Below are 10,752 nucleotides of genomic sequence, written 5' to 3' on the forward strand. Positions count from 1 at the left end.
GAACTCTTCCGGATACGGCTTTGCCACAATGGCCATCCTTCCAGGAGGACAGAATCCTCACAGGCTAGATGGAAACCGAACCTTCAGCAGTCCCTTGCGCCGCCCGCGGACACGCTGATGAATACAACCAACAAGAGGAGAAATACCCGTTGAGAGGCCCTCATGCTGACGGAATTACCGCGGCGATGATAGTCATCAATGAAAAATCGAAACGATTACATAACATCCAACCTACTGGAGTACCTGCAACCTACAAGACCGGCGAGGGTCCGCTCCGAGATCAGTTCCCGCTCGAATTCGGCGAGGGCGGCGAAGATCCCGAACACGAGTTTTCCTGCTGCGGTGGTGATGTCGATCGCGGTGCCCTGCCCGGTGAGGACTTTCAGTCCGACGCCGTGGGCGGTGAGGTCGTGGACTGTATCACCAGGTGGTGCAGATTCCGGCCGAGCCGGTCGAGTTTCCACATGATCAATGTGTCCCCGTCCCGCAGTGTCTTGAAGCAGGCAGCCAGTCCGGGGCGGTCGTCCTTCTTGCCCGAGGCGAGGTCCTCATAGAGTTGGGCCTCGTCGACGCCGGCTTCGAGCAGGGCGTCCCGTTGCGGGTCGGTGGTCTGCGATCCGTCGGACTTCGGCACGAGCATGTAGCCGGCGAGCATCCCGGAACTCCTGTCACTTGTACGACCGGTTGTACAGCGGTGTTCTGGTACTTCTTTTGGATGCGGGTTCAACGGGGCTTTCGAGAAATCTCACCCATCGGCGGTGAGCGAATGGAACGAGTTCTACTACCCGGTTCCACACAAACCTGTGGGCTTGGGTATCACCTGCCCTCCCAACCACTCACGAGATCCTTTGCCTATGGGCCGCTCTACGGGCTCGTGGTGATGATCCCGCCGCTATGGACGGGGCGTATTTCGACGCCTCCGGTGTTGGTGCGAACGGCCGGGTTCAGTCGGGCGATGGCTATGGCGGCGTCGAGGTCAGGTGCTTCGATGACGTAGAAGCCAGCGACGAACTGGTCGGCTTCAACAAAAGGGCCGGCTGTCGTGTCGTCGTGTCGGATGGAGACCGCGTTGGCTCTGGGCGTGAGGGCGTAGGCGAGGGACATCGAGCCTGAGGCTTGGAGGTCCCGTGCGTGCTGGTCGTTCTCCTCCAAGTCGGCTTCAGCGGCTTCGAGGGCATGGAGAGACTCGTCCGCGTAGATGAGGATGGCGAAGTCGGGCATCGGGTGGCCTTTCGGTGGTTGGCTGATCCTGCAGGTACAGATGCGAGTGCAGGTGCGGGTGCGGGTGTCGGTTAGTTCACGACGAGGTTCTGATGACCGTCGATGAGTTCACGCACGATGTCGAGGTGGCCGGCGTGGACAGAGGTTTCCGCGAGGACGCGGAACACGATCTCGCGCCCGTCTGCCATGGGCGGTTGGTCGAACTGGCTGGCTGGGGGCCACCAGCGGGGAGGGGCATCCAGATCGACCCCGGCTAGTATCTTGTCGCTGCCGGTGATCTGATCCTGGTAGATGATTACAGCGTCCAAGCCGGTCATGGACGTGGAGTGCCACCCGTCATGGAGGGCTTCGATCGCCGCCGGGTTTGCGCCGAGGACGGCTGAGATCCAGAACATCTCGTCGTCGAACGCGAGGTGGTTCAGCAGCCGGGTCACGGTCCACCCCGATGAAATGAGTGGCGTGCTCATCTGCTGTTCAGTTAGCCCCTCGACGGCGCGCAGTACGTGGCCACGTTCGGCCGCCAGTTGAGCGAGCAGCTGGGCGTCGCTCACGCTTTCGACTCGTAGCCGATAAGCCACCGAAGCCCGTGTCGGTCGGTGACCTGACCGTCCGCGCCGTCCCACGGCCGTTGCACCAGTGGATCAATCGCCGTACCGCCGACGCAGAGCTTGTCGAACCACCCATGCAGCACTTCCGGCTCAGCGGTGCCCAGCAGGGAGAGCAACAGGCCCTCGCATCGCACCGAGGGCTCTCCTGCTGGTGTGTCAGAGCCCGCGAGGGAAACAACACCATCAAGGACCCCATGAGCGACAGCGTCCGACGGTCCTCCCATGATCCTCGTAGGAGTTCAGGGACAGCTCGCCTCCGAAAACATCGGCATAGAAGCCCAGTGCTTCCCTCGCCGTTCCAGGGAAGCTGATGTAAACGAGGGGTGCAGCCATGATGAATACTCCTGACATTGATTTTGTGAAGCAGATCGAATGGCCCTTCTCTACTTCTTAGACGGTCCTGCGACAGCAAACTCATCGGCCCTCGATGGCGTCTGCAGATATGCGGAGCGATGCAACCGGATCGGAAGGATTCCCGTCGAGCCGCGGGGGGATCCGGGAACAGCACCGCGTCTAGTCACAGGCGACTTCGTGCAAGCTCGGATAAACAGGATTACGACCGTCCCCGTACACCAGCAATGCTCCACCTCCCAGCCCCCAGGACAGCTCGTACTGTTCGTTGTCGATGGGGCGGATACCATCGTCGGACATCCACGATCCTGTCCGCCAGCCCGCACCAACCGGGTGCACTAAATAGACCTGGCCTCCACCAGCCATGAGAAATGAACTCTCCCGGGCAACGGCCCGACACCCGCCCGATGCGGAAGGTTCAAGGACCGAATATGTAGCACCGAAGGCGGCGTCTCCGAGGAACGCGACGACGCACCCGCCAACAGCCAGCGGCGTAACAGCTCTCCACACCGGCGCTACTCGACGACCGCCCGGAGATGTTCTCCGGTCGTCCTCACCAACGACCAGACGCTGATGGACAAAACCGAGGATGAAAGAGACGGCAGACAGGACAGTGCCTATGACCCATGGCGGAAGGACAAACGCGCCGAGGGCAAAGATCAGTCCGCACCACCCCAACACCAGAATCACCAGTGCAGCCACCCCGCACAGCACCGAAGCCCAACGAATCCGCTGCGCTAGCGAGTAGCTGACAAGGTTCCGCGATGACGTCATCGCGAAAGCCTACCCAACGAGGCGAAACTATCCCCTGTGCGTTATCAGGACAGAGAAGTCTTGGCTCACAAACCCTGAATGCGAGGATTTCTGAGACGAAATACGGCGAGATAAGTTTCCGAGACAAGAAGAGGCCCGTGATTCCGGGGGAGCGTTGGTGCGATACAGGACTCGATCGGAGGTCTTAAGAAGCTTTAGGTTTTCGAGACGCAAAAAACGGACCGGCGGTCCCTTTTGGTGTCCCGTATATGGGGCACACGCACCGGGCGTTGAGTCGGGCAGGTGGGCCTCGGAATGACTGAGGCACATTGATCGCTGGTCGGGTGTTAAGCGGCGGCGTTGCTGGGCCGGCCCCATGGTCCGGTGATTGCGAGGGTGAAGCCGGGGGACTGGATGTTCACGAAGAGTGTGTCGCCGTCGGAGCTGAAGGCGGGTCCGCAGAACTCGCTGTCGTTGAAGTCGTTGCGTGCTAGGGGGTAGGCCTTGCCTTCAGAGGTCACGCCGACGAGGTGGGATACACCGCTGCCGTCTTCGGCCAGGATGAGACCGCCATGCGTTGAGACGGTGATGTTGTCCGGTCCGTCGAAGTTGCCGTTGTCCTGGTCAGGGTTCTGGTTCACACCGAAGATGGTTTTGAGGGTGATGGTTTGGCTGGCGGGGTCGTAGAACCAGACCTGGCCGTCGTGCTCGTTGACGCTGCCATCGCCGAGGCGGGCGAAACTAGCAACGAAGAACACTCCGTTGTCACCCCGCCACTGGCCTTCGAGCTTGCGTGAGCGGGTGATCTGGTTGTTGGTGAACTGCTTGCGTACCGACACCGTGGTTGCGTCGCGTTCTGGCACGTCAATCCATTCAACTTTCAGCCGGGTGCGACGGTGGTTGCTTCGGAGAGATCAGCAATGTGCTGGCTTCCCCGGTAGCAACTCATGGCTTGAAGTTGACCTGCCGTGTCGCCTCCGGGGGAGAGGGCGAGCTCGCGCAGTGCGTTCCTGCCGGGAGTGAGGTTGGCTGGTGGCACCCATCGGAAGTACAAGCCGTTGGGATTGCCCGCGTCTTCGGTCAGGTAGATGGTGCTGGTAGCGGGGTCAACCGCTACGGCTTCATGGGAGTAGCGGCCCATGAATTTCAGCGGGACGGCGCTCTTGCCGATGTTGCTCTCCCTGCTGACAGTGTTGATGCCGGTGGTTCTGTCTGGTTCGTGACTCGAGAGGATCGGTAACTGGACCTGGCGAACGCCCGTGACGCCCGCGCTGAGCCGTGCCTGGCCCACGGTCGTCCGATTCATGGCTCGGTATGCTGGTAGGCATGGGAATGGTCCCGATGAAGTTCTGGTGTGCCACCTCGGTGGTCCCGCGGCAGGCGTCCCGGTGAGGGCCTTCGTGCCGGGCGGTGTTCTGACCGTACTGCTGCTGATGACCGGCTGCACCGGCAACGGCGAGGTGACCGGTCCGACACAACAGACGCCTTCCGGCTCGGTGCGTGCGTCGAGCACGCCGAGCCCGTCGAGCACACCGAGCCCGTCGCCGCTAGCCGTAGAGTCTGCTCCGAGTGTCTCGCCGAGCAGCCCATCGGCTTCTTCTACGTCGCTCGCCCCCGGCGAATTGATCGTGCTGAATCGAAACCTGATCGGGGAGGCCTGGGACAACGATGTCGCCGAAGCTCGCCGGCTCATCGACGCCGGCGCTGACGTCAACTACGAGGACGAGACCCAACAGAGCGCTTTCCTCATCGCGGCGAGTGAGGGCTACCTCGAGCTGCTGGACCTGACCCTGGGCAGCGGTGCTGACGTCCACGCGCGCGATAGTTACAACGGCACGGCCCTGATCCGCGCCGCAGAGCGCGGCCATGCGGACGTGGTGCGAAGGCTGCTGGAGACCGACGTGGACGTTAACCACGTCAACAACCCGGGCTGGACCGCTCTGCACGAGGCAATCATCTTTGGTGATGGCTCGCCCCGGTACGTGGAGACCGTGCGGTTGCTCGTCGACGGCGGCGCCGATGTGAGGCTCCCCTCCCAGCGCGACGGTGTGACGCCCTTGCAGCACGCCACGTCCCTGGGCTTCCAAGAAATCGCTGCTATTCTGCGCAACGCGACGGAACAGTAGGCCGCGGGCGTCACCATAACAGCATGGGAAGTGTCGCCACTATCGACAAGAGCCGTTGCGTGGCCGACCGGAACGATGCTCACCCGTGACGACCCGGGATCGCGAGGGGTTGGCGCGGAGGGTGTCTGTGGAAGGAAGCCATCCGTGTTTCGCGAACGTTGAACGGGACGCTTTGGGGCGGTGTAGCACGCCAGGTGGCCATGGTCCGTGGCCCAACAGTAAGAGGGACTTGGCAGCGGGGCGAAGGTGCTGCGCGGATAGTCGTGTCGAGCGTGCGTCGTGCGGACGCGGACCAATCGCCGTCACGGAGTTCATGATGCACTTCGTGACGCTGAGAGCTGGGGCGCGAGGGTTGCTTGCCGAGGGTCTTTCACCTGTCCGGCGCGGTGGCATTTTGCTCGTCGTAGTCGCCGCCGGCACCGGCACCGGCACGCAATCCGTGCGACGTGAATATCCTGATCCCGCGCTACGAAGCAACGAATTCGCTGAGCGCGGCCAGGAGGCGGTCGACGTCCTCGTCGTTGTTGTACGGCGCCAGGCCGATCCGCAGGGCGGCGCTATCCTCGAGGTTCAGGCGACGGAAGGCTTCGTATGCGTAGAAGGAGCCGGCCGGCACGAGAATGTTCCGATCCGCGAGGAACCGGTAGGCGTTCGCGGAGGACCGGCCCGGGAACGTCACTAGCAGTGTCGGTGTCCGATCGTGAGCTTTGGAGTGCAGCGTGACGGCGTCGCCCAGGTCAGCCAGCCCTGCCTCGATGCGGGAGCGCAACGCGAGTTCGTACTCATCGATGACGTGAGCGGATGCAAGAAGGCGCGCACGGCGGCCGGTCTCGGCGCCGGGCGCAATCGCGGCGAGGAAATCTACGGCCGCCGTGGCGCCGGCCATGATCTCGTACGGGAGGGTGCCGAACTCGAACCGCTCAGGAACCGCGTTCGTGGACGGCAGCAGCTTGTCCGGCTGCAGCGACTCCAGCAGTTCCGGGTCGGCTACGAGAACACCGCAGTGAGGTCCGAGGAATTTGTAGGGCGAGCAAGCGAAGAAGTCGGCTCCGAGCGCTTTCACGTCGACCGCCGCATGAGCGGTGTAGTGCACCCCGTCCACGTAGACCAGCGCGCCGACCGTGTGCGCGGCATCGGCGATGCGGCGCACCGCCGGTTTCGTACCGAGCAGGTTCGAAGCGGCGGTGATCGCCACGAGTCTCGTGCGCTCAGTGATCGCGGCGGCGACGGACGCTTCGTCGATCTCCGTGGTCTCCGGGTCGAGTTCGATCCAGCGCACGATGGCGCCGACCGCGTTGGCTGCTTGCAGCCAGGGGCGGATATTGGAGTCATGATCCAGGCGTGACACGACGACCTCGTCACCGGGCTGCCAGGTCTTCGCGAGGTGGCGGGAGAAGTCATAGGTGAGCTGTGTGGCGCTTCGCCCGTAGACGACACCGCGAGGATGCGCCCCAAGCAGGTCAGCCATCGCCTCCCGGAATTCGCTGACCGCCGATTCGGCGTTCCTCTCCGAGCGCATGCCGGAACCGCGGTTGGACAGCGGCCCGGTAATGGCGTCGGCTATCGCGGCTCCCACGACGGCGGGAGCCTGCGTTCCGCCGGGGCCGTCGAAATAGGCAGTGCCGGTGAGTAAGGCGGGGAAGTGCGCGCGGAAGGCCGTGATATCGAAGGTCATGTCGTTACTTTCTCAGGGGAGCGTCGATACGGGAAACGGCGTGGGCGAGAGCTGTTGTGGATCAGTTCGAGAGGTTCACTCGACGAGACAGGTGGCAAGTCAATGCAGGTGCAGTAGTGGCGGGGGAGTGGCGTTGTCTCGTCCTCGTGTCTTGCAATTCAGTAGTTGCGAGACAGCGCCCCTACTGCAGATGTCGCTGACGTTCACCGCGCGCTCGTCATACATCTCACCGTACGGAATGTTCGTTCATCGACGGCTGAGCGCTTAGCAGCCCGAGATCATTCCGTGAACGTCCAGGCTGAGAAACCGACTCACGGACCCTTGGGGGCTTATCTTTCCAAAGAGCCTTGACCCTCCACCGGGCCGGCGGATGATTGACGCACCGCTGACGCTGAGTAGGGTAGGGGCCGCCGGGTGAGCTCTTCTGGGATGATGCCGTGACAAACCATGCTCGCAGCAGGGGAACCGCGGCTTACCGGCGGTCCCCTTGCCACACTGGGTGCATGAGTATCCAGCTTGTACCAATGCCGGCGGAACGGTTCCCTGAATGGCTCGACAGGAGCCGGACCGATTTCGTAGCAGATCTCGTTGCCACAGGTGAATCACCCGAAGCCGCACATCGGCAAGCCTCCGAAGCACTGGAGGGCGCCTTCCCTGCCCGTGTTCCGACCGCCAGCAACGCCGTGTTCGACGTCGTCGACAGGTCCGGGACGGCAGTCGGCTACCTCTGGGTCGGCCAGGACGACTCGGATGACGAGACGGCATGGTGGATCTGGGACGTATTGATCGAACCGGGACATCAGGGCAAAGGTATCGGCCGGGCAGCGATGCTGCTTGCCGAAGAGTACGCACGATCACAAGGAGCCCGCACCCTTGGGCTAAACGTCTTCGGGGCCAACACCGCCGCCCGAGGGCTGTACGCCTCCCTGGGATACGAGACCACCAGCGTGAAGATGAGGAAAACGCTCTAACAAGCAATCCGTGAGGCGATGTACATGTGGGACGACGAAGGAGCCGAGGTGAAGTGTCTCGTCCTGTTGACTTGCCCCCCATCGATTGTGAGACATAGCTTGCTGCTTTGTACGCGCATCGGAATCCGCCTGGCTTGATCAGTGGTTGCGCAGCGTACGCTCGGCTAGTGGAGGCAATTGGAAGGGTGTTGTCATGGCAGTCGAGCACCACGCAATAGTTGTTGGCGGGGGCATTGCCGGTCTAGCTGCGGCGGTTTCTCTCGCACGTGAGGGCTGGAGGGTGACTGTGCTCGAGCGGACGCGAGCTTTCGTGGAGGTCGGTGCAGGCCTGGCAATCACTCCTAATGGGATGTCGGCTCTGGCATCTCTTGGCGTTGACGCTGCTGTCCGCGATGCAGGTTATCGGGTACGTATGGCCGGTACCACCGATGAACATGGCTCCTGGTTGTTGCGCGTTCCTCTCGCCAGTACATCCAGCTCGGCCCAGGAGGTTTACGGGATTCACCGACAGGACCTCCACGGCTTGCTGCTTGCCGCAGCTCAAGGGGCCGTGTTGATAAGCGGTACCCGGGTCATCAGCGTCACTCCGGGTACACCAAACGGGCCCAAGGCACGGGTGAGCTGTGTGGGCGCGAATGGTGCCGTGTCCTATGATGCCGATCTTGTCATTGGGGCTGACGGTCTTCGCAGCACTGTCAGGGGCCTCATTGCTCCCAGGACAGCGCCTCGGTTCAGTGGCAAATCATCGTGGCGGGGAATTGTTTCTGACTCGGCGCTGGTGACAGAGGATTTCACTATCAGGTGGGGTCCGGGAACAGAGTTCGGGGCCGTACGTATCGGAGCTGCTCTGGTGTACTGGTACGGGTACACCTCCTCAAAGGAAGGCCATCATTGGCCTGATGAAAAAGCTGCCGCTATCCATCATTTCAGGAGATGGGCAGACCCCGTACAACCTCTAATCGATCGCACCCCAAGCGATCAGGTTTTGCATCACGACGTCTATGACCTCGCCCCTGACCTCAAGACCTATATTTTCGGACGGGTGGTACTCATCGGGGACGCAGCACACGCCATGATCCCCACCATGGGACAAGGAGCGAACTCCTCACTGGAGGACGGCGCCTGCATCGGACTTCTGATTGGTCGACCCGTGAACGAGGGAGTGTCCCTGCAATCCGCATTATGCGCTTTCGATACACTCCGCCGCCCCCGCACGCAGAAGATAGCCCGCCAATCACGAAGCGCTGGGCGAGTCGGAGCCGACCTTGAAGGCAGGATCAGCATCACTGTTCGCAACACCATGATGAGGATGGTGCCCGCCGGACCAGCAATGAAAGCAGGAGCATCGGTCCTCAAATGGACAACCACCACCTGAGCACGCACCGATTACGCCCCCATCTTGAGGGGTTTTAGATTACCCGGGGCCGCGAGGGAAGCACCTTTCGGTACCGGTGACGAACGAAGGGGCATCCGCAATGAGTCGGTCGCCAGATGGTGGTCAGGCAACTACAAGACGTGTCAACACCTCTGGTGATGCTTAGCGGTTTCCTCATGATGCTCACCGCGGTCGCACTGTCCATTGTCGAGATTCGGGCCCTCTGCGCACAAGCCATCAAAGCCCGAGGCGAGAACGCGGCGCACGAGCTGGGGATACAACTGCTGGCACGGGCCGGCCTGAACGAAGGACACGCATGAACACGGTATCCATCAACACGACACACCGACGCCTCGTCATCGAACCACAAGGACTCGACAAGCTCTGGGGCTTCATATGTCGGATTGAAGTGCCCATGGACCAGGTACGAGGAGCAACACATGACCCCGGCGTCGTCGAGGACTACAAAGGAGTGCGCGGACCGGGTCTGGGCATCCCCGGCCACAAGTGGGTCGGCACCTGGCGGAAAGACGGCCAGCGACACTACTGGAACGTTACCGGAGGCAAAACCACGATCGTCATCCAGACCACAGCCGAACGCTTCCAGCGGCTGTACCTCAGCGTTGAAGATCCCCGATCAACCGTAGACCTCATCAACGCCGCACTGACCGACCAGAACCGGCAGTAGACGACGCACGTACAAGGTACCCCTGCGCCCATTTTCACCGTCCCGGGTGAATGCCCATCCCTTAGCGGGACGCCGCCGCTACGCTCCCGGTTTGCCAAAAGCCCCGGTGAGGGACCGGATTGCGGGCGCCTCTCATGCCAGCAGGACGCCGAAGGAACGGCTGTTCAGTCAGATGCTCGCACGAAGGTGAGATCGCGAACGCGATGCGCGTCTTCAAAGCCGCGCTAGACGAGCATGTCGAACCTGATTCGCCATCCAGCGATAAGATTGCGGCATGAAGACGGACGAAAAGACCCTGACCCGGGTCTACCGGATGCCGTTCTCTGCGGTGTATCCCCACTACGTCACGAAAGTGGAGAGCAAGGGCCGCACCAAAGCCGAGCTGCACCAGGTCATCACGTGGTTGACCGGCTTCGACGACACAGACCTCGAGCGTCATCTAGCGCAGGAGACCTCGTTCGAGGCGTTCTTCGCCGACGCGCGCCTGAACTCCAATGCCCCGCTGATTACCGGCGTCGTGTGCGGAGTGCGCGTCGAAGACATCGAAGACCCTTTGATGCAGAAAGTTCGCTATCTCGACAAGTTGGTCGATGAGCTGGCCCGAGGCAAGATCATCGGGAAGATTCTGCGATCCTGACCCCTGTTACGACCGCGGGCTCTCATACGAGGCGAAGGCCCCATTGCCGATGCTGATCGTGGTCAGTTCGAGCATGCGGGTCACCGCCTAGGAGAACGTACGTCGAGCCATCCTCGACCGCGCGAAACTCATTCACCAATTGGTCAGTTGAGGGATTAGCCATTCCCTTGCTCGGTTGGTTGGTGTCATGAAGTTGCCCCGCCTGAGTCATGAACTCACGCCGTCAACATCACGGCAAGCGGGGCGGGGTGAAACTTGGTGAAACTACTTGCGAGGCGTCACTGCTCCACCGCGCGCACGGTTAGCGGCAGGTGCCTTGGCCCGGGTGTCGGTAACCCTGGCCCCGA

General features: G+C 61.9%; 13 protein-coding genes and 1 pseudogene. 6 read left to right on the forward strand and 8 right to left on the reverse strand.

All coding sequences use genetic code 11. The features are described 5' to 3' along the window. Positions 1 to 215: 215 nt before the first annotated feature. The 7 genes and pseudogenes from RCH21_RS17235 to RCH21_RS16990 form a co-directional block, all read right to left on the reverse strand. Entirely contained in the window at positions 216 to 464 is a 249-nt protein-coding gene (locus RCH21_RS17235) for a recombinase family protein (protein ID WP_442784737.1), read from the reverse strand. Next, the gene (locus RCH21_RS16965; RefSeq protein WP_442784738.1) at positions 383 to 655 is read right to left on the reverse strand and encodes a recombinase family protein; all 273 of its coding nucleotides are present in this window, start codon (positions 653 to 655) and stop codon (positions 383 to 385) included. The genes RCH21_RS17235 and RCH21_RS16965 overlap by 82 nt, the downstream gene beginning before the upstream one ends. Before the next feature lie 209 nt (positions 656 to 864). Continuing rightward, positions 865 to 1,221 (reverse strand): YciI family protein, encoded by a 357-nt coding sequence (locus RCH21_RS16970; protein ID WP_326965391.1) that lies wholly within the window; start codon positions 1,219 to 1,221, stop codon positions 865 to 867. A 71-nt stretch (positions 1,222 to 1,292) separates the two neighbouring features. Then, entirely contained in the window at positions 1,293 to 1,772 is a 480-nt protein-coding gene (locus RCH21_RS16975) for a mycothiol transferase (RefSeq protein WP_326965392.1), read from the reverse strand. Continuing rightward, positions 1,769 to 2,162, reverse strand: a pseudogene (locus RCH21_RS16980) (VOC family protein). The gene RCH21_RS16975 and the pseudogene RCH21_RS16980 overlap by 4 nt, the downstream one beginning before the upstream one ends. Positions 2,163 to 3,280: 1,118 nt before the next feature. Continuing rightward, positions 3,281 to 3,817: an alkaline phosphatase PhoX gene (locus tag RCH21_RS16985; RefSeq protein ID WP_326965400.1), complete on the reverse strand. Its 537-nt coding sequence runs from the start codon at positions 3,815 to 3,817 to the stop codon at positions 3,281 to 3,283. Further along, on the reverse strand, positions 3,814 to 4,239 hold the full coding sequence (locus tag RCH21_RS16990) for an alkaline phosphatase PhoX (RefSeq protein WP_326965393.1): 426 nt from the start codon (positions 4,237 to 4,239) through the stop codon (positions 3,814 to 3,816). The genes RCH21_RS16985 and RCH21_RS16990 overlap by 4 nt, the downstream gene beginning before the upstream one ends. Positions 4,240 to 4,321: 82 nt before the next feature. On the opposite strand from RCH21_RS16990, the gene RCH21_RS16995 reads away from it, so the two are divergent. Continuing rightward, positions 4,322 to 5,059, forward strand: a complete 738-nt coding sequence (locus tag RCH21_RS16995) for an ankyrin repeat domain-containing protein (protein WP_326965394.1) — start codon at positions 4,322 to 4,324, stop codon at positions 5,057 to 5,059. A gap of 466 nt (positions 5,060 to 5,525) precedes the next feature. Here RCH21_RS16995 and RCH21_RS17000 read toward each other — a convergent pair whose 3' ends face one another. Continuing rightward, a complete protein-coding gene (locus RCH21_RS17000) occupies positions 5,526 to 6,734 on the reverse strand; it encodes a cysteine desulfurase-like protein (RefSeq protein WP_326965395.1) in 1,209 nt (402 codons plus the stop codon). 503 nt (positions 6,735 to 7,237) lie between these two features. On the opposite strand from RCH21_RS17000, the gene RCH21_RS17005 reads away from it, so the two are divergent. From RCH21_RS17005 to RCH21_RS17020, 5 genes are all read left to right on the forward strand, one after another. Continuing rightward, the gene (locus RCH21_RS17005) at positions 7,238 to 7,705 is read left to right on the forward strand and encodes a GNAT family N-acetyltransferase (RefSeq protein WP_326965396.1); all 468 of its coding nucleotides are present in this window, start codon (positions 7,238 to 7,240) and stop codon (positions 7,703 to 7,705) included. A gap of 193 nt (positions 7,706 to 7,898) precedes the next feature. Further along, positions 7,899 to 9,080: an FAD-dependent oxidoreductase gene (locus tag RCH21_RS17240; protein ID WP_442784739.1), complete on the forward strand. Its 1,182-nt coding sequence runs from the start codon at positions 7,899 to 7,901 to the stop codon at positions 9,078 to 9,080. A gap of 158 nt (positions 9,081 to 9,238) precedes the next feature. Continuing rightward, a complete protein-coding gene (locus RCH21_RS17010) occupies positions 9,239 to 9,400 on the forward strand; it encodes a hypothetical protein (protein ID WP_326965397.1) in 162 nt (53 codons plus the stop codon). Next, positions 9,397 to 9,768: a hypothetical protein gene (locus RCH21_RS17015; protein ID WP_326965398.1), complete on the forward strand. Its 372-nt coding sequence runs from the start codon at positions 9,397 to 9,399 to the stop codon at positions 9,766 to 9,768. The genes RCH21_RS17010 and RCH21_RS17015 overlap by 4 nt, the downstream gene beginning before the upstream one ends. A 274-nt stretch (positions 9,769 to 10,042) precedes the next feature. After that, complete coding sequence (locus tag RCH21_RS17020) at positions 10,043 to 10,405, forward strand: DUF2200 domain-containing protein (protein WP_326965399.1); 363 nt, start codon at positions 10,043 to 10,045, stop codon at positions 10,403 to 10,405. Positions 10,406 to 10,752 lie beyond the last annotated feature (347 nt).

The organism is Arthrobacter sp. PL16 (genome assembly GCF_035985055.1).
Classification (GTDB): Bacteria; Actinomycetota; Actinomycetes; order Actinomycetales; family Micrococcaceae; genus Arthrobacter_D; species Arthrobacter_D cheniae.

Coding starts and splice junctions, on each gene's coding strand:
- RCH21_RS16965 (WP_442784738.1), bottom strand. CDS start 655: ATGCTCGCCGGCTACATGCTCGTGCCGAAGTCCGACGGATCGCAGACC.
- RCH21_RS16970 (WP_326965391.1), bottom strand. CDS start 1,221: ATGCCCGACTTCGCCATCCTCATCTACGCGGACGAGTCTCTCCATGCC.
- RCH21_RS16990 (WP_326965393.1), bottom strand. CDS start 4,239: ATGAATCGGACGACCGTGGGCCAGGCACGGCTCAGCGCGGGCGTCACG.
- RCH21_RS17000 (WP_326965395.1), bottom strand. CDS start 6,734: ATGACCTTCGATATCACGGCCTTCCGCGCGCACTTCCCCGCCTTACTC.
- RCH21_RS17005 (WP_326965396.1), top strand. CDS start 7,238: ATGAGTATCCAGCTTGTACCAATGCCGGCGGAACGGTTCCCTGAATGG.
- RCH21_RS17240 (WP_442784739.1), top strand. CDS start 7,899: ATGGCAGTCGAGCACCACGCAATAGTTGTTGGCGGGGGCATTGCCGGT.
- RCH21_RS17010 (WP_326965397.1), top strand. CDS start 9,239: ATGCTTAGCGGTTTCCTCATGATGCTCACCGCGGTCGCACTGTCCATT.
- RCH21_RS17015 (WP_326965398.1), top strand. CDS start 9,397: ATGAACACGGTATCCATCAACACGACACACCGACGCCTCGTCATCGAA.
- RCH21_RS17020 (WP_326965399.1), top strand. CDS start 10,043: ATGAAGACGGACGAAAAGACCCTGACCCGGGTCTACCGGATGCCGTTC.